The sequence below is a fragment of the Paraburkholderia podalyriae genome (assembly GCF_014397785.1).
Taxonomy (GTDB): domain Bacteria; phylum Pseudomonadota; class Gammaproteobacteria; order Burkholderiales; family Burkholderiaceae; genus Paraburkholderia; species Paraburkholderia podalyriae.
The window spans coordinates 262,553-280,069 of sequence record NZ_VZQQ01000004.1 but is presented as its reverse complement, the minus strand read 5'-3'; the positions used below and the strand labels follow the sequence as shown (position 1 = coordinate 280,069).

The 17,517-nt window shown below is 62.2% G+C and carries 12 protein-coding genes and 3 pseudogenes; 4 read left to right on the top strand and 11 right to left on the bottom strand.

Features of this window, described 5'->3' with window-relative positions; all coding sequences use genetic code 11:
- Positions 1-278: 278 nt before the first annotated feature.
- The 4 genes from F6X42_RS06715 to F6X42_RS06700 form a co-directional block, all read right to left on the bottom strand.
- On the bottom strand, positions 279-3,392 hold the full coding sequence (locus F6X42_RS06715) for an efflux RND transporter permease subunit (RefSeq protein ID WP_187633443.1): 3,114 nt from the start codon (positions 3,390-3,392) through the stop codon (positions 279-281).
- Positions 3,389-4,600 carry an efflux RND transporter periplasmic adaptor subunit gene (locus F6X42_RS06710; protein WP_187633442.1) on the bottom strand — a complete coding sequence of 404 codons (1,212 nt, stop codon included), beginning with the start codon at positions 4,598-4,600 and terminating at the stop codon, positions 3,389-3,391. The genes F6X42_RS06715 and F6X42_RS06710 overlap by 4 nt, the downstream gene beginning before the upstream one ends.
- Entirely contained in the window at positions 4,597-6,075 is a 1,479-nt protein-coding gene (locus tag F6X42_RS06705; RefSeq protein ID WP_187633441.1) for an efflux transporter outer membrane subunit, read from the bottom strand. The genes F6X42_RS06710 and F6X42_RS06705 overlap by 4 nt, the downstream gene beginning before the upstream one ends.
- 143 nt (positions 6,076-6,218) lie before the next feature.
- Entirely contained in the window at positions 6,219-6,896 is a 678-nt protein-coding gene (locus F6X42_RS06700) for a response regulator transcription factor (RefSeq protein WP_187633440.1), read from the bottom strand.
- Between the two features lie 148 nt (positions 6,897-7,044).
- On the opposite strand from F6X42_RS06700, the gene F6X42_RS06695 reads away from it, so the two are divergent.
- Together F6X42_RS06695 and F6X42_RS06690 are read left to right on the top strand one after the other, a co-directional pair.
- On the top strand, positions 7,045-7,728 hold the full coding sequence (locus F6X42_RS06695; RefSeq protein WP_187633439.1) for a response regulator transcription factor: 684 nt from the start codon (positions 7,045-7,047) through the stop codon (positions 7,726-7,728).
- A complete protein-coding gene (locus F6X42_RS06690) occupies positions 7,715-9,100 on the top strand; it encodes a sensor histidine kinase (RefSeq protein ID WP_187633438.1) in 1,386 nt (461 codons plus the stop codon). The genes F6X42_RS06695 and F6X42_RS06690 overlap by 14 nt, the downstream gene beginning before the upstream one ends.
- Before the next feature lie 382 nt (positions 9,101-9,482).
- On the opposite strand, the gene F6X42_RS06685 is transcribed toward F6X42_RS06690, so the two are convergent.
- Together F6X42_RS06685 and F6X42_RS06680 are read right to left on the bottom strand one after the other, a co-directional pair.
- A complete protein-coding gene (locus tag F6X42_RS06685) occupies positions 9,483-9,779 on the bottom strand; it encodes a hypothetical protein (protein ID WP_187633437.1) in 297 nt (98 codons plus the stop codon).
- Between the two features lie 513 nt (positions 9,780-10,292).
- A pseudogene (locus F6X42_RS06680) lies at positions 10,293-10,565 on the bottom strand (SDR family NAD(P)-dependent oxidoreductase); the annotation flags it as partial.
- 335 nt (positions 10,566-10,900) lie between these two features.
- On the opposite strand from F6X42_RS06680, the gene F6X42_RS06670 reads away from it, so the two are divergent.
- Both F6X42_RS06670 and F6X42_RS06665 read left to right on the top strand, forming a co-directional pair.
- Positions 10,901-11,308 (top strand): hypothetical protein, encoded by a 408-nt coding sequence (locus tag F6X42_RS06670; protein ID WP_187633435.1) that lies wholly within the window; start codon positions 10,901-10,903, stop codon positions 11,306-11,308.
- A 1,258-nt stretch (positions 11,309-12,566) separates the two neighbouring features.
- Positions 12,567-13,262, top strand: a complete 696-nt coding sequence (locus F6X42_RS06665; protein WP_187633434.1) for a phosphatase PAP2 family protein — start codon at positions 12,567-12,569, stop codon at positions 13,260-13,262.
- A gap of 209 nt (positions 13,263-13,471) precedes the next feature.
- Here the strand turns inward: F6X42_RS06665 and F6X42_RS06660 are convergent.
- The 5 genes and pseudogenes from F6X42_RS06660 to F6X42_RS06640 form a co-directional block, all read right to left on the bottom strand.
- Positions 13,472-14,299, bottom strand: a pseudogene (locus F6X42_RS06660) (alpha/beta fold hydrolase).
- Between the two features lie 107 nt (positions 14,300-14,406).
- Positions 14,407-14,682 carry a hypothetical protein gene (locus tag F6X42_RS06655; protein ID WP_187633433.1) on the bottom strand — a complete coding sequence of 92 codons (276 nt, stop codon included), beginning with the start codon at positions 14,680-14,682 and terminating at the stop codon, positions 14,407-14,409.
- Between the two features lie 36 nt (positions 14,683-14,718).
- On the bottom strand, positions 14,719-14,943 hold the full coding sequence (locus F6X42_RS06650) for a DUF4148 domain-containing protein (protein ID WP_187633432.1): 225 nt from the start codon (positions 14,941-14,943) through the stop codon (positions 14,719-14,721).
- Positions 14,944-15,106: 163 nt separating this feature from the next.
- Positions 15,107-16,451: pseudogene (locus tag F6X42_RS06645) on the bottom strand (epoxide hydrolase family protein).
- Between the two features lie 98 nt (positions 16,452-16,549).
- The gene (locus F6X42_RS06640; protein WP_187633431.1) at positions 16,550-17,371 is read right to left on the bottom strand and encodes an SDR family NAD(P)-dependent oxidoreductase; all 822 of its coding nucleotides are present in this window, start codon (positions 17,369-17,371) and stop codon (positions 16,550-16,552) included.
- Positions 17,372-17,517 lie beyond the last annotated feature (146 nt).

Here is a 17,517-nt window from a genome sequence, read left to right as displayed (position 1 = left end):
AGACGCCCGAGCGTTTCGTGGCCACCGTCGGTCGATGAATGGCGGTCGGAATCCAGCGTGCGACGAATAAGTCCTATCGATCCGACGCGGTCGCCCGAAACCGACCCTCAACTGCCCGTCGCGCGGTTGTGGACAGTGTCCGCTCTGTGGTAGGCAAGCGGCCGCTCGTACACGAGACGGGGCAAAAGTGTACTAATCGTTAGCTCAGGAAATTCAGCGCACGGCCGCGGCTTCCATGGTGACAAAGAAGAAAAGCCCCCAGGCAGGCTGAAAGGCAGTCAACCGACGGCCTCCCGCTCGACCACACTGCCCGTCGCGCGCCGATCAGCCAGCCAATGCGACAGACGGTCAAACCACAGGTGCACGACCGGCGTCGTGAACAACGTCAGCATTTGCGAAACAATCAGTCCGCCGACAATCGCTATGCCGAGCGGCACGCGCAACTCCGCACCGGCGCCATGGCCGAGCGCGAGCGGCAGCGCGCCGAACAGCGCGGCGAGCGTCGTCATCATGATCGGACGGAAGCGCAGCACACAGGCCTGCCGGATCGCCTCGCGCGGCGACATGCCTTGTTCGCGCTCGGCCACCAGTGCGAAGTCGATCATCATGATCGCGTTCTTCTTCACGATACCGATCAGCAGGATGATGCCGATCATCCCCATGATCGACAGATCCTGCCCACATAGCATCAACGCGAGCAAGGCGCCCACGCCCGCCGAGGGCAGCGTCGAAATGATGGTGAGCGGATGAATCGCGCTTTCGTACAGGATGCCGAGAATCAGATAGACCACCACGAGCGCCGCGGCGATCAGATACGGTTCGCTGGCGAGCGACGCCTGGAACGCCTGCGCTGTGCCCTGGAAGGAGCCCGTCAGGCTATCGGGCTTGCCTGCCGCGACTTCGGCCTGGTGGATCGCCGTGACCGCATTGCCAAGCGACTGACCCGGCGCCAGATTGAACGAGATCGTCACGGCCGGGAACAAGCCCTGGTGATTCACCGAAATTGGCGACACGTTGTTCTCGATCCTGGCGAGCGTGTCGAGCGGCACCAGTTCGTTCGTGAGCGGCGAACGCACGTAGAGATGCGCCAGTGCATCCGTCGTCAATTGAAAGCGCGGGTCCACTTCTTCGACGACGTGGTACTGATTCAACTGCGTGAACAGCGTCGCAATCTGCCGCTGGCCGAATGCATCGTAAAGCGTGTCGTCGATGGCTTGCGCGGTGATGCCGAAGCGCGAGGCCGTACTGCGGTCGATCACGAGCGTCGCGCTGGTGGCGGCGGCCTGCTGGTCGGACGTGACGTCGGCCAGTTGCGGCAGCTTCGACAGGCGATCGGTCAGGACGCCCGCCCAGTGATTCAACTCATTGATGTCAGGGTCCTGCAACGTGTACTGATACTGCGCAGCGCTGATACGGCCGCCCACCTGAATATCCTGACGAACCTGCATCGACAGCGAAATGCCCATCACCTTTGCCAGCTGCGGCTTCAAACGGTTGAGCACCTGCGGGGCACTGTCCTTGCGCTGGCCGAATGCCTTCAGGTTGATCATGACGCGCCCCTGGCTCACGGTCGGATTCGGCCCCATCCAGTAGTAGACGTTATCGACCGCGGGATCGGCTTCGATGATATGGCCCAGTTGCTGCATCTTCTGCGACATCGAGCGGGGCGAGATATCCGGCGCGGCCTGCGCGACGCCCATGATCAGACCGGAGTCCTCCTGCGGGAAAAATCCCTTGGGGATCGCGACAAACAACGCGCCGGTCGCGACAATCGTCGCCACCGTGACAGCCAGCATCAGCTTCTGGCGGTCCAGCACCCAGTCGAGGCCACGTTCGTAGCGCCGCTCTACTGCGCTAAAGACGGCTTCGAGCCATGCTTCGAGCCTGCGCGTCCGGCCGCCGCCATCCGGCTCGGGCAAACGGATCAGCCAGCCGCACAGCATCGGCGTGACGGTCAGCGATACCAGCGCCGACATCACTATCGCGGCGCTCACCGTCACTGCGAATTCGCGGAACAGCCGGCCGACGATGCCGCCCATCAACAGGATCGGGATGAACACGGCGATCAGCGAGATGGTCATCGAAATGATCGTGAAGCGCACTTCCATCGCGCCAAGCAAGGCGGCCTTCATTCTCGGCACGCCCTCTTCGATATGCCGCATGACGTTTTCGATCACCACGATCGCATCGTCCACCACGAAGCCTACCGCGATGGTCAAGCCCATCAGCGACAGATTGTCGAGGCTATAGCCGAGCAGATACATGACACCGAACGTGGCGATCAACGACAGCGGAATCGTCAGGCTCGGAATGATGGTCGCCCATACGTTGCGCAGGAACGAGAAGATCACCATGACGACGAGCGCGATCGTCAGCATCAGCGTGAACTGCACGTCGTGCACCGACGCGTTGATGGTTTGCGTGCGATCGCCCACCACATGCAGATGCGCGGCCGCGGGCAGCATCGCTTCGAGCGCGGGCAGCTTCGCCGTGATGTTGGCGATCGTCTGCACGACGTTGTAGCCCGGCTGCTTGTGAATGTCGAGGATGATCGCGCGTTCGTGCTGAAGCCATGCGGCCTGCTGGTTGTCCTCGGCGGCGTTCAGCACGGTGCCAAGATCGGACACGCGAATCGGCGCGCCGTTCTTGTATGCCACCACCAGATCGCGATACTGCGAGGCGGTCGTGATCTGGTCGGTCGCGTTGAAGATCACCGAGCGATCCGGGCCGTTCAGGCTACCCTTCGGTGCATTGACCGTCTGCACGCCGACGATCGAGCGCACATCTTCCAGCGTCAGGCCGCGTGCGGTGAGCTTGTCCGGATCGAGCTGGATGCGCACTGCGGGCCGCTGCTGGCCGTGGAAATCAACCAGACCGACGCCGGGCATCTGCGAGATCTGTTGCGCCAGATAGTCTTCGGCGTAGCTGTCGAGTTGCGTGAGCGTGAGCGATGGCGACGTCAGCGCCAGTGACAGCAACGTGAAGTCGGCCGGGTTGACCTTCTGATAGGTCGGCGGGTTCGGCAGGTTCTTCGGCAACGTGCCGCCGGCTGCGTTGATCGCCGTCTGCACATCCTGCGCCGCGCCATTGATGTCGCGCGAGAGATCGAATTGCACGGCAATGCTGGTGTTGCCGAGCGAGCTCGACGACGTCATCTGTGTCACGCCCGCAATCAGCGAAAGTTGCCGCTCCAGTGGTGTCGCCACCGAGGTCGCCATGGTTTCCGCGCTCGCGCCGGGCAACTTGGCGACGACCTGAATGGTCGGAAAATCGACCTGCGGCAGCGGCGCGACCGGCAGCAGAAAATACGCCACCGCGCCGACCAGCAGCACCGCGATCGCCAGAAAACTTGTCGCGATGCGCCGCTTGATGAACAGTTCCATGAGGCTCATGACGGATTATCCTGATCAGTCTGGCTGCCCGCCGAGTTTGCGTTGGCCGGCGCCTTGGCAACCGCCGCCACCGTGGTCGCCGCCACCGGCACGCCCGGGTTCAAGCGGCTTTGGCCGTCGAACACGACGAGATCCGCGGGCGCGATGCCGCTGCGTATCTCCGTCATGCCATCAACGGTGACCCCGGTTTGCACCGGGCGCATCTGCGCGGTGCCGTTCGCGGCGATCACATAGAGCTGCGTGCCGTTCTGCGAGTTCACCACCGCGCGGCTCGGCACCGCGAGCCGCTGCGTATCGGTGCGCACCAGCACGCGCGCATTCACCAGTTCGCCGGGCCACAGCTTGCGGTCCTGGTTGGTGAACGAAGCCTTGAGCCTGATCTGGCCGGTCGTAGGATCGACCGCGCTGTCGATGAACACCAGCGTGCCGTCGGCGAGCGGCGTGCTGCCGGAACGCGAGGTCACGTTCACCGCGAGCGGCGCTTTCGCCTGATTCGCGAGCAGTTCAGGCAGCACGTCCTGCGGCACGGAGAACAGCACCGTGATCGGCTCCATCTGCGTGACGGTGACGATACCGGTCGTGTCAGTCGGATGAACGATCGCGCCGATATCGGCCTCGCGTGCGCCGACGCGTCCGGTGAACGGCGCGGCGAGCGTGGTGAAGCCCAGTTGCAGCCGGTCGCTCTGCACCAGCGCGGCGTCCGCTGCGACCGTCGCGGCGAGGGCCTCGACTTGCGCCTTCGCGGTGTCCACCGCCTGAGTCGTCGCCGCGCCGATGCCGACCAGTTTCGAGTAGCGTGCGAGGTCGAGGCGCGCGTTATCGAGCGATGCCTGGTCTTTGCGCTGCGCCGCTTGCGCTTGATGCAACTGGGCGGTGAGCGGTCCCTGATCGAGTTGCGCGAGCAACTGGCCGGCTTTGACGTCCTGTCCTTCGGTGAAGGCGACGTGCTGCAACTGGCCGTCGACACGTACTTTGACGTCCACGGTATTGAGCGCGAGCACCGTGCCCACCGCGGCGACGCGAATCGGGAAGTCGCGGCTCACCGGATGGCCGGCATTGACCGGCACGGCGGCGGCCGGCTTGGCAGCCCGATGCTTCGGCCAGCTCGACGCCCCGAGAATCACGATAAGGATGACGAACGCTGCGGCGAGAAGGACGCGCCGGCGCGCACGCGGCGCTTCATGGTTCGGAAGATCTGCGGATTTCATGAGCTGGAAGCCATAGAAGGGGGGGCGCTGCTGCTGTCGCTATCGTTGGTCACGCCGAAACCGCCGCCGAACGCGCGAAACAGGCTCACGGACGCCTGCAGGCGCGCGAGCCGCGCCTGCACCAGCGTGTCTTCGGACTGATACAGCGTGCGTTGCGTATCGAGCACGGTCAGAAAGTCGACGGTGCCGAGCTTGTACTGGGCTTGCGCGAGCGTGGCGGCTTTGCGGGCGGCGTCGGCGGCGTTCTGGTCGGCGGCTTCCGCGAGCTGCTGCTGTTGCGCCGCCGTGAGCGAGTCCTCCACGTCCTGCAGCGCGGTTATGACGGCTTGCCGGTAATCCGCGACGCCCTTCGCTTCGGCCGCCTGGCTCGCGTGCAACTGGCCACGCAGCGCGCCGCCGTCGAGGATTGGCGCCGCCAGCGAGGTGGCGAGACTGGCGAACGGGCTCGACAGGAAATGCGACAGCGACTTGCTGCTCAGCCCGCCGTCCGCGGTCAGCACGATGTTCGGCAGAAAGGCCGCGCGCGCCGCGCCGACACTCTGATTCGCCGACTGCAACTGCGCCTCCTTCGAACGGATGTCGGGGCGCGTTTCCAGCAGGCTCGCGGGCAGATTGGGGCGCGGTTGGGGAATCGGGATGTCGGCGAGCGCGGCATCGCTGACCGTGAATTGTTCGGGCGCGGTGCCGGCCAGCACCGCGAGCGCATGGATGTCGGTATCGAGCTGCTGTTGCAGCGCCGGCACTGCCGCCTGGAAGGTGGCGAGCGCGTTGCGCTGCTGCTGCACCTGCAATTCGGTCGCGACGCCCGCCTGCTGTTGCGCGAGCAGCAGTTGCAGAACGCGCGCGGCATCGTCGGAAATGGAACGCGCAATCGCGAGCCGGCGGCGCAGGCTCTGCACCTGAAAGTACGTGTCGGTGACCGAAGCGGTCAGCGTCAGCGCCACCGTATCGCGATCGAAGCCGGAGGCGCGCGCGAGCAGGTCGGCGGCGCTGGCGTTGGCGGCGTTGAAGCCCCAGAAGTCCACCTCGTAACTGGCTTCAGCGAACAGGCTCTGGGTCTTCGTGGTCGAGCCACGTCCCTGATGGCTGCGATCGAAGCTGGCGCCGAGCGAGAGCGACGGATATTGCGGCGCGCCGGCTCGCTCGGCGTTGCCGCGCGCCTGTTCGACGCTCGCAATCGCGGACGCCAGCGTGAAGTTGTTGCGCAGGCTGCGATCGATCAGCGCGTCGAGCGCGGGGTCGTGATACTCGCGCCACCAGCCGCTTCTGACTGGCACGGTAGCGGCGAGCGACCCACCGGCCGCCCCGTCGAAGGATTGCGCCAGCGGCGCGCCCGGCCGTTGATAGACAGGCACAAGCGAGCAGCCGGCGAGCGCCGCGAGGCCGAGCGCATATAAGGCGGCGCGCACGCAGGAAAGGCGCACGGGAGGACTCACGGTGCGCGACGTCTGCGCGGAACGGGACAGCCCTGACATGGGAGAACCCTAACGAGGAAATGTCGCCAGATTAGCCAGCGGGTCCTGTCGGCGCTTTCGCCCATTGATTAAAAAAATTTAATGCGGCGCAACATGGCAGAGCGGCGGGCTCCAGCCGGGGCTTGCAAGGCTTGCAGCGCGTGTCAGGGCGCCGGGTTCAGCACGTATCCGGCGCCGACCACCGTATGAATCAGCGCCGCGGGATAATCACGATCGACCTTTGTCCGCAGCCGATGCATGTGCATATCGATGATGTTGCCGCGCGGCTCGAAATCGTAGTGCCATGCCGCTTCAAGCAGCATGCTGCGCGTGACGACCTGCCCCGCGCGGCGCGCGAGACATTCGAGCAACAGGAATTCGCGATGCTGCAAGCGCAGATCGCGCCCGCCGCGGCTTGCAGTGCGCGCCCGCGTATCGAGCACCAGGTCCGCGCATTCGAGCCGCTCGCTCATCCTGCTGCGATCGGCGCGCCGCGCGAGCGCCTCGATTCTTGCCAGCGCTTCGACGAAGGCATATGGCTTCACGAGATAGTCGTCGCAACCTGCGCGAATCGCCTCCACGCGTTCGTTCAGGCCGCCGACCGCCGACAGCATCAGCACCGGCGTCGTATCCCCGCCGGCGCGCAACTGCTGGACGAGAGCCAGGCCGTCGAGCGCCGGCAAGCGCCGATCAGTCACAATCACGTCGTAGATGCCCTCACGCGCATAGGCGAGCCCGGTCGCGCCGTCGGCCACCGTGTCGGCAATCAGACCGCTCTCGCTCAGGCCACGCGCCAGGAACTGGCTGGCGCGCATATCGTCTTCGATCAGCAGGATTCGCATGCGCTGGGGCTTACATTAAAATTTTTTCACGTTGGCGCGAAACGCCTGTGCAGCTCCGCGCGGCATACTGCGGAGATCTTAGGTACGAGCGTAGTGTAAATCGGCCGGCTAGCGCAGGTTCGACGCTCGCTCATTTCTGGAAAAAGGCATGTCGAACGTATTGGTCGTCGAGGACGACGAGCAGACTCTCGCAGAGATCGTTGAGGCGCTCACCGATCACGGCTGCAGGGTCGAAACCGCGAGCACCGGCCGCGATGGTTTGATGCTCGCGGTCGCCAACAGTTATGACGCTATCGTGCTCGATCGTATGTTGCCGGGCGGCCTCGAAGGGCTCGGCATGCTGTCGGCGTTGCGCAGCGCCGGCGTGCCCACGCCGGTGCTGATCCTGAGCGCGCTGTCGGCCGTCGACGAACGTGTGCGCGGTTTGCGCGCCGGCGGCGACGACTATCTGACCAAGCCGTTCGAGTTCATCGAACTGACCGCGCGGCTCGATGCGTTGATGCGCCGGCGCGAGGCGGCGCCCGCTGTGCAGGAGTACCAGGTCGGCCCGTTACGTCTGGACCCGCTCAAACGCGAAGTGACCTGCGCCGGCCGCCCGGTACTGCTGCTGCCGCGCGAGTACCGGCTGCTCGAATACCTGATGCAGCACCAGGGCCAGGTGGTGAGCCGGACCATGCTGTTCGAAGCGGTATGGGACTACCGGCTCGACGAGCGGACCAACGTGATCGACGTGCACATCAGCCGTCTCAGGAAGAAGCTCGACCCGGACGGCACGGCTCCGATGATCGATACCGTGCGCGGTTCGGGGTACATGCTACATGCGCCTGACTGAACTGCACCGCACCACCGGCTTTCGCCTCGCCACGCTGTTCCTGGTGCTGTTCGGCGTGATCGCGATGCTGCTGTTCGGTTACCTGTACCGCGAGATCACCGGCTTCGAACAGGAGCGCATCGACGACTGGCTGCTTCGCGAGCACGCACAATTGAAACGCGAAGCGCCGGACGAACTGGTCGCGCGATTCGAACATCAGAACCAGTTCGATCCGCGCCGCCAGCGCCCGTTCGGCCTGTTCGAAGCCAGCGGCAAACATCTTGCTGGCGGCTATGCGGGCGATCTGCCGGCGATCCCCGTCTTTGGCCAGCCGTTTTCGATGCGTCTCGCAAATCTGCCGGGCCACCCGCCTGGCCGATGCATCGCCGCGCACGTGCCCGATAACCGCATCGCTTTGCAATGCCAGAACACCCTCGAGCTCGACCACTTCGACGACGAACTGCTGCATGCGCTGCTCTCCACTGCGATGATCACGCTCGTGATCGGCCTGATCGGGGCGACCCTGATTGGCGTTTCGGCGATGCGGCGGCTCGATGCGGTGACCGCGTCGATCGAGGAAATCGTCGCCGGCAATCTCGGCAGGCGCTTGCCGGTGCATGCGAAACGCGACGACATAGACCGGCTGGTGGTCGTCGTGAACGGCATGCTCGACGAAATCGAACGCCTGATGAACGAGGTCAAAGGTGTGTGCGATGCGATTGCGCACGATCTACGCACGCCGCTCACGCGGGTGCTCGGCGGACTCGAACGTGCGCAACGCCGCGCCAGAACCGAAGCAGAGTATCGCGCGGCCATTGATGAAACCATCGTGGAAACCAGCGGCCTGCTACGCACTTTCAACGCCCTGCTGCGCATTTCGGAAATCGAAAGCGGCGTGCGCCGCGCCGGCTTCACCAGCGTCGATCTGGCCGCCGTCGCCGACGACGTGTTCGAGTTCTACGAGCCGACCGCCGAAGACAAGCAGATTGCCTTCGAACTGCAGCGCACCGTTTCCGGGCCGCTGGAGATCCAGGGCGATCCGAATCTGCTATTCGAGGCACTGGCGAATCTGGTGGAAAACGCCATCAAGTTCGCACCGCATGGCGGAGCTGTGCACATCACGCTGTGGCACGACGGACGAGGGGTCGGCGTGACGGTACGCGACGATGGACCGGGCATCGCACCGACTGAGCGCGATGCCGTCCTGCGCCGTTTCTATCGTGGAGAGGCGAGCCGTCATACGCCCGGCAGCGGCCTGGGGCTCAGTCTTGCCACCGCCGTGGCCGGCATGCACGGCATGACGCTGGCGTTCCACGACGCGAACCTCGGTTGCGAGATCAGCCTGTTCAAACCCGCGCAACATACCCAACGTCATCTTGCGGATAGCCGATGATCGATAACTGCCGATGCATTGACCACGCTCTTTGAGGTGCTCGGAGGGCCTCAGCTTCTGCTCCGCGTACTGTTCCATGTCAGACAGAGTCCTGCGCGAAAAAAGCGCTCAGATTGGCGCTCCACGCACACGTCATCAACGTTAGGGCGCGCAATCTGGAATTCGGCGGGAGTTGCGCTGCGCGAAAGGATTGCTACCCTTTGTCAGATGCGGCGATGACGGGTACTAACGTATAAATCGGTCGGCTTCGACGTACGGCAGCAGAGCAAGCGATTTGTGGCGATTACATACAATGTGAATGACGATAGCCGATCCTCGCTGCCAGAACGCCGCCAATGCGACGCGGCGGCCTGTTCCTTCAAGTGTAGAGCGCGTGGCGTATTCAGGCTGCCTTGGTGGCCGCCTCTTTGGCGAGAAGGCGTTGCGCCTGTCCATCGCCTTTTCCTGCTTCCTGTGCAGTTTGAACCGAGGTCTCGCTTGCTTCTGCAAGCATGGCGCGGGCAGCGTTGCTGATATTGACGGTGTACGACGACGTAGACTTGCTGCCGCTAGCTCCTGTCGTGGACGAAGTGCTAGTGCTGGAGGTCGGCGCCGTCGACGCTGAACCCGAAGTCGAAGTCGAAGCAAGAGAGGAGTCTGTTGTCTGCACGGTGCTTTGACTGATTGCCTGAATGGACATCTAAATCTCCCGATAGAGAAAACGTGAGTACTGCGTTCTGTCTAACGGCCTCGATTCGACGCGCTTGAGAAGTATATTTTTTCCGTTTTCCGAAGTTCTTAAGTATCTCTTAAGGCTCGGTGAAAGTTCCACTTCCGAGCCGCGTCTGCCGGGTGGGATTAGTGGCTCAGCCGGCCTTCTGTTTGGCAACCAAGTACTGCGGTTCGTACTTCGGTCGTCTCGTGTGGATTGATTTGCGGCCATTCGAGCCAGCCCGGCTGACTGCCTCTTCATGGCCGACCAGCGCCTCATGCAAACGGCATACGAACGTCGAGACAGCGAAATGCAGCGATCGGCAGTAGGCGGTAGAGTCGAGATGTGACGCGGGGACTTTAGGCTGGGTTTGTTCGTTGCCGCCTACCCACTGCCGGGCGGTGAAACGAAATAACGCGATCGCCCGCACGAGGAGCGATCGCCTTTTTGGCGTGGCGCCTCTGACTCGGTTCAGAGCTGGCTCATGCCGCCGTCGGCAATTGCCGCGCCCGCATTGAAGAATGCCGCGTCGAGTTCGATGTTGGCGTTACCGAGAGCGCTAGCGAGTTCACGAGCAGCAGCGACTGATCCTGCGTCATTTCGAATCGCTACCGCATCCGCGCCCAAGGCGTGGGTTGCTTCTTCGAGCGCTGCCGCATCCCGGCCGGTGATGACTACACGTGCACCTTCTGTCGCGAAGGCCTTGGCTGTTGCGAGGCCAATGCCGCTGCTGCCACCTGTTACGAGGACAGATTTACCTTGAAAGCGAGTCATGTTCTTCTCCAGGGAGGCCGGTGGGTTACCGTGAATCCATCATGCGCTAAAGCGGTTGAATTGCCGTTCAAGATCTGCGATGCAGTCATTCGATTTCTTCGAGCGTGTCTTCCTTAAGCGAGCGGGCGACACGCGCAGTTACAGTACGCGACCAGATCGCCCAGCGTGGGGATGCCAGCGTTCCGCAGACGCTGCGAGACCATCGGCCGCAACCGCATGCCGACGGCGTGCTTGGCCGCTGGCGTAGCCGCGGCCAGTTCGGCGGCCTGCTCGATCATTTTCAGCGTTACGGCCGTCAGCCTTGACCTGCCGTGCGTGCGGGTCGAGGCACGTAGATGCTCGGCCAGGCGCCGAACCAGATACCTGGCGACGCACGTAATCAGGCCACGACGATATGGAGTTTGACAAAAGTACAACCCAACCCGATTCGCGGAGACATCTTGCGGCAAATGAGCCAAACACACAACCTGTTATGGGCCGACTACGTGCTTACATCGCTGACCAAGGAAATTGCGGCACATGGAATCGAACGCGCAGCCGTCACTAGCGACAATCGATTTGCGTTTAGTAGGAGACAGCGTGCAAAACACCAAAGTGAATGTCGGCATGAGCGGTCGCCACTGGCAAAGCAGCAAAGACGCTTCATTGTCAGCAATCCAGATTGTGAGGTTGAAGGGCCGAAGTTGGCCGACCTCTGCCTGACAGCGATCGGCTGCACGACTTTTGTCGTTCGTCGTGGTTGAAGAGGGAGGTCTTCAGCGCAGGTTGAAACCCGCCGCGAGTAACCGTCTTCGCTGGCTACGTGTTGCCAGACCACCGGCCGCGCGTCGCAATCAAGGCATCGCCGGAGCACAACCGGCACCGGTGAGCGCGAACGTTCGATATCGCACGGATTGTTCGAAAACTAAGGAGGACACTGGAATGGTGGCCGTTTTGAAGCGGCGATGCAAGCCAACGAACCAGTGCATTAACTGTCTGCACGAAGGACCCGATCAACAATACACCGCAGGTCGCTCGGCTGCGCGAGGTAGAAACCAAAGGCGAACGATCCCATGCCCAAGATCTTTTTCGAGTCGCCTGGTAAAGCCCCTGTGTTGACTACTTCTCTTGACGACGAATACACGATCACGGTCACGCGCCCGGAGGACTGTGCGTGTGTGTGGATGACGAAGCACGAACTCGTCGGGCCATGTGCCTGCGTGAGAGACCGCGAATACGTCGCAAGGCTAAAGTTCCTGCGCAGCAACGACTCGAAGCCCGCGGGCAGATGCGATTGGTGGAATGACTATCGCTCCCATTCGCCGGAGTCTTCTCGAATCGAAGCCTGCGCTATAGACGCAACTCAGCTATATCTGACTGTGCGAGAGCAGCCGCGGCCGGGTCGAGCCACTTTCTCTTCCACCGCGATGCAGTAACGTCGATCTCTTCGAGCATGAGACATCTGAAGCAATAAACCGGACAACACGGGTCGACAATCCAATCAGGCGGCGTCTGGATGGCTTCCAATCTCCTGTCGCCGAGACGAGGCTCTTTTGAAGGCAGATCTAACAGAGATGAACGTAGCATCGGAAACCGGATCCATCCCGCTTTGCCGAGGTTCGGCAAATCCAGCCCCGAGCTTGTTTCCGATAGCATGCCTACGCTCACCTGATAAGGCGCCACGACACGCCCAACCAACGCCAAACGCTTCTTCGAAGAAAGGCCGCTGCGCTGTCGGCCAAAGTTTGCGAGTCGGAAGCATGTTGGCGGCCGACACGCTTGAGATGTGAGGTATCGATGAACTCGTCATCGTTCCCAATCCAGCATTTGGTTGCGTCGATCAGAATCGTTGACTTGGCGCCCGTCAAAGCACCGCTCACCTCAAGAACATCCGCACGATCCAACGTCGCGCGAGATGTGATGGTTTTTGGCTTTGACGACGGCAGGTTTCAGAGCGCGACACAACCCGTGCCTGCTCCCGCTGCTCAACCTTATAACTAAAAAGTTTGGAGGAATTGCAGAATGGACCTTTTTGATACAGCAATCCAGACTTTCCTGACGCACATTGCTTTGAGTTACGCCATGTTGAACCACGCGATAAGAGTCATCGCGGACCTATACACATTCAAAGGTTTGGTGCTCATGCCCGTATTGTGGTGGATATGGTTCAAGCCGAGCCAGCGTGGCGAATGGGAGCGTGAAATGGTCGTCGCGACGATCGCGAGCGGCCTTCTTGCGCTCGCAATATTCAGGATTGTTGCCCATTATTTGCCATTCCGTATGCGGCCTCTCTTTAATCCTGAGCTGCACTTGAATTTTCCATCGGGTGGTCTGGAAGCGGCCGTGCTGCCAGCGTGGAGCTCCTTTCCGAGTGACCACGCTATGCTGTGGATTTCGGTTGCAACTGGCATCTGTATGGTTTCGCGCGGCGTCGGCATGCTCGCACTTTTATACACCGCGATCTTCATATGTCTGCCGCGCGTTTATCTCGGCTGGCACTATCCGACCGACATACTCGCGGGGGCGGCGATTGGAGCGACCATCACCTGGATAATGACTCGGGACGCCGTGAGAACGCGTTTTTCAGTGCCGATTCTGGGCTGGATGCACAGATTTCCCGGGCCCTTTTATACCCTGTTGTTTGCTTTGTGTTTTGAACTGGTGACCCAGTTCAACGAGTTACTAGTTCTGGGGCGGTCGGTATTACAAGGCCTATGATTATGCGGGAAAGCGCGCGCGCCGCGCTGAGACCGATCTCTGTCAGGTCTGTTGCAGTAGGTGAGGTTGTGATACACCCGTTGCGCCAAACTCCGGGGCCTGACAGTTCACAATGGCACGTTGAATTCGAATGCGTTGCATGTGAATGTTATTCCCGGGTACAGCGCCAGCGTCCGGATGCGACGCGACGCCGGCGCTCGCTGCAGCGATCACCCCATGCGCGCGGCGTCGATGACCGCGTCGGCGAACGCTTTCGGCGCTTCCTGGGGCAGGTTGTGCCCGATACCGTCGGCGATGTTCCGGTGTACATACTTGCCCGTGAACTTCTTCGCGTAGGCAGCCGGCTCGGGATGCGGCGCGCCGTTGGCATCGCCTTCGAGCGTGATGGTCGGCACCGCGATGGTCGGCGCGCTCCGTGGCGAAATAGAACTGATACCACCATGCAAGCTCTGCCTTCGGTGGAAGCGGCACGCTGCCGGCGGCCTGGTTGCCGATCAGATAGCCGCTCACCGAGACCATCGCCTTGCACCGTTCCGGCCAAACCGCGGCGATGATGTTGGCGGTGCGCGCGCCCCAGTCGAACCCACCGAACACGGCCTTTTCGATCTTCAGCGCGTCCATCAGCGTGACGATGTCAGCCGCGAGGACGGCTTGCTGCCCGTTACGCGGAGTATCGGCGGACAGGAAGCGCGTCGGGCCGTAGCCGCGCAGATACGGCACGATCACGCGATAACCCGCGGCGGCGAGCAATGGCGTGACTTCGGCGAAGCTGTAGATGTCATAGGGCCATCCAACAGGATCACGACCGGGCCGTTGCTCGGTCCCGCTTCCACATAGCCGACGCTGAGTGCACCGACGTTGACCTGGCGAATAGCGTCGAATGATGCGACGCGCGCAGGGATCCTGGTGTTGATGTGGTTGGTGTTTCCGGCCGATTGCGCGTTGGCAAATCCGCTGAGGCCGAGTTCCAGCAGGCCAATGCCTGCGATAGTCGTCTGCAGCAGGCGGCGACGGCGAAGATTCATTTCGTCCGGCATGGCTTTATCTGCTTTGAGATTGTATCGATCGGTATTCGCTGCGCGGCGGGTAGCATGGGTGACTCTTTGTCGATTCGAGTCATGATGAAGTCCTCGCCGCGGTGGCATCAGTGATGCGAGTAGGTGGAAAAAGGATCGCGGCCCGCGAGCCGTGTACCCGACTGCGATGTCGTATCGGGCATGCCGCCGAACGCCCGCGTGCCGTGATCGGCGCTGGCCTGATCGATGGCGATGGTCTCGCTATTCAGACCGCGTTGCGACGCAGGCGCGCCTGCGATCGGGTCGTAGTGCGGGGCCGGACCGAAGCCGCTGCTGGCGAAGGCGGGGCCCGTAGCAGCTGCACTGGCTGCGATGAGGAGGGCGGCGATGAACTGCTTGTTCATGATGGAACCTCGGATAAATATGTCAATGAGCAGGTTTCAGCTTCCGCGATAGAGCGTGCGGAGACTGGCGAGCTGGCCGTCCTGCTGCGCCCGCACCAATTCGTGGCGCGCGTCGGCACGCGTCTTCGGCGACGCGCCGACGTGGTTCGAACCGGATTGCTCCGTCTGCGCGACAGTGGGGGGCGTGGCGCTCTCGGTGGCCAGAGCCGCGCCCGAAGCGGTGAATGCGGCAAAAGTCAAAGCGATGATCGAAGTTTTCATGCTGTTCTCCTTGAAACGATGAAGGGCTGGTAAACGCCCGGGACACATTGGACTCGTGGCAGCTCATCGCAATACCGGGCGCTTTATGTCAGGAACGCGTTGAAATGTGGACCCTTGAAGTCGGCTGCTGCCGCGCATTCGTGCGACAACAGCCGGCGGGACCTCATAGCTGTTTGCGCAGCGGCCTGAACGCCGCGCGGAGCTCCTCGGCGTAGAGCTGCGGTTGTTCCCATGCTGCAAAGTGGCCGCCTTTGTTGACTTCGTGGAAATAGGTGAGCTTGGGATAACTGCGCTCGGTCCAGCTGCGCGGCGCCCGATAGATCTCGCCGGGAAAGACCGTCACGGCAACGGGGACCGAAATCTCGGCTGTCTTCTGCGCCACAGCATTGAAGTTGTTGTTGTTGTTCTCCCAGTAGAGCCGCGCCGACGAGGTCGAAGTGTTCGTCAACCAGTACAGCGTGATGTCGTCGAGCATCTGATCCCTGGTGAGTGAGCGTTCCGGGTCGCCACCGCTATAGGTCCAGGCCGCGAACTTGTCGTACATCCAGGCTGCCTGACCCGCAGGCGAATCAGCCAGGCTGTAGCCCTCGGTTTGCGGGCGAGTGACCATCATGGCGGCATAGCCGCCGCCCTTTTTGTACAGGTTGGCGAGTGATTCATACGCTGCCTTTTCCGCACTGGACAGCCCGGCCGGCGCCGGTTCGCCATTGTTGAGCGCCTTCGCGACCTCCGGTGGCACTGTCGCAGGCATATTGACGTGAATGCCCAGGAGGCCTGGGGGAGCCTGACGCCCCATCGCGTCCGCCACCACCGAACCCCAATCGCCGCCTTGCGACACATAGTGCGTATATCCCAGACGCTTCATCAGAACGTCCCACGCCCGGCCGATGTGATCGGGATCCCAGCCAGTGCCGGTCGGTTTGCCGGAGAAACCGTAGCCGGGCATCGCGGGGATGACGACATCGAAGGCGTCCTCCGCACGGCCGCCATAGGCCGTAGGATCGGTGAGCGGACCGATGGCCTTTTCAATTTCGAGGGGCGAACCAGGCCAGCCGTGAGTGATGAGCAGCGGCAACGCGTTCGGGTTGCGGGATTTCACTTGGATGAACTGGATATCGACGCCGTCGATCGTGGTCACGTACATCGGCAAGGCGTTCAATCGTGCCTCCGTCTTGCGCCAGTCGTAGTCCGTGCCCCAGTAGTGCACGAGGGCCTGGATCTTCGCCTCCTGCACACCCTGGCTTTGATCAGCGACCGTCTCCTTATCGGGCCACCGCGTCGCCGCGATGCGGCGGCGGAGATCGACGAGTGTTGCGTCCCGGAACGTGAACGTGGAATGGGCGGATCGAGTCGTCTTCAGCCACCACGCCCGGGTTCGCGGAAGGCTGATCCACGACCGAAGCGGCTTGAGCATGACTGAAGGCGGAGCCCACAGAAAGGGCAAGTGCGCTTGCGATCGAATAGGCAAGCAAGCTGCGCCGGGTATGCGCGGCTGAAACTATGGACATGGTGATACTCCGTTGAGTACGAGTGAGCAGCCTTGCGGCGTCCACGGCTACGTGGAGCGGCTGCGTTAGCGTGTCGGGCGTCATTCGGGCGTTCGTTTCTATGCGTCCTGGACGGTTCGTTCGTCCTCGGCGGTATAGCGACGCGCAGGCTTGCTGGATGACAGTTCCCCGGACATTGCCTGGCGCGCGGCTTCGAAGACGTCCCACTTCGCACCGTCGTGCAGGGACGGAATCGTGACCAGCTCGCCTCGCTCGAAGCCGACGAGCGCCGCATCGACCATGTCGTCTGCGGACATGACGATGGCCGGATCGAGGTTCTCGATCGGCAAGCCGCCGCTCTGCCAGAAATCGGTGGCCGTGGCGCCGGGCAGCACTGCCTGGACCTTCACACCCTTGATGGCGAGTTCGTGATGCAGCGACTGGCTGAAGGCAAGCACGAAGGCCTTGGTGCCGCCATACACACCGTTCAGGCGCTCCGGCGCGATACTGACGATCGACGAGATGTTGATGATCGCGCCCTTGCCACGCGAGACAAAGCCTGGCGCCGCGGCATACGTGAGGCGGGTAAGTGCGTTAACGTTCAGGTCGATCATCCGCGTCATCGCGTTGACATCGCTGTCGAGCAATGGCGTATGCGTGCCGACCCCTGCGTTGTTCACGAGCAGCGTAATGCTGGCGTCTTCCTTCAGCTTCGCTTCCACCGTAGCGCGTGAAGCCGGATCATTGAGATCGGCGTCGATGATCTCGACGGACCGGCCGGTTTCGTTGGCGATGCGCCCGGCGAGACGGATGAGCCGGTCGCGGCTGCGCGCAACGAGGATCAGATCATAGCCACGCTTGGCGAGCCGCTCGGCATAGACCGCGCCGATGCCCGTGGACGCGCCCGTAATGAGCGCGGTACCCTGATATGCCTGCATCATGATGGACTCCTGTTGAATGTTCGCTTGTGATTGCGTGAACCTATTGTGGTCCGGATTAGCCACGACTCAAATGACGTATAGGGTCATGATTTAGGACATGCGATTTCCAGCATGCTTTCGCAGCGGGTGTTTGACCTGATGAATAG

What these genes read in the sequence shown, in the direction of transcription:
- F6X42_RS06700 (WP_187633440.1), bottom strand. Translation starts at nt 6,896, where the DNA reads ATGCGAATCCTGCTGATCGAAGACGATATGCGCGCCAGCCAGTTCCTG.
- F6X42_RS06710 (WP_187633442.1), bottom strand. Translation starts at nt 4,600, where the DNA reads ATGAAATCCGCAGATCTTCCGAACCATGAAGCGCCGCGTGCGCGCCGG.
- F6X42_RS06715 (WP_187633443.1), bottom strand. Translation starts at nt 3,392, where the DNA reads ATGAGCCTCATGGAACTGTTCATCAAGCGGCGCATCGCGACAAGTTTT.
- F6X42_RS06695 (WP_187633439.1), top strand. Translation starts at nt 7,045, where the DNA reads ATGTCGAACGTATTGGTCGTCGAGGACGACGAGCAGACTCTCGCAGAG.
- F6X42_RS06640 (WP_187633431.1), bottom strand. Translation starts at nt 17,371, where the DNA reads ATGATGCAGGCATATCAGGGTACCGCGCTCATTACGGGCGCGTCCACG.
- F6X42_RS06685 (WP_187633437.1), bottom strand. Translation starts at nt 9,779, where the DNA reads ATGTCCATTCAGGCAATCAGTCAAAGCACCGTGCAGACAACAGACTCC.
- F6X42_RS06705 (WP_187633441.1), bottom strand. Translation starts at nt 6,075, where the DNA reads ATGTCAGGGCTGTCCCGTTCCGCGCAGACGTCGCGCACCGTGAGTCCT.
- F6X42_RS06670 (WP_187633435.1), top strand. Translation starts at nt 10,901, where the DNA reads ATGCTCGGCCAGGCGCCGAACCAGATACCTGGCGACGCACGTAATCAG.
- F6X42_RS06665 (WP_187633434.1), top strand. Translation starts at nt 12,567, where the DNA reads ATGGACCTTTTTGATACAGCAATCCAGACTTTCCTGACGCACATTGCT.
- F6X42_RS06650 (WP_187633432.1), bottom strand. Translation starts at nt 14,943, where the DNA reads ATGAAAACTTCGATCATCGCTTTGACTTTTGCCGCATTCACCGCTTCG.
- F6X42_RS06655 (WP_187633433.1), bottom strand. Translation starts at nt 14,682, where the DNA reads ATGAACAAGCAGTTCATCGCCGCCCTCCTCATCGCAGCCAGTGCAGCT.
- F6X42_RS06690 (WP_187633438.1), top strand. Translation starts at nt 7,715, where the DNA reads ATGCGCCTGACTGAACTGCACCGCACCACCGGCTTTCGCCTCGCCACG.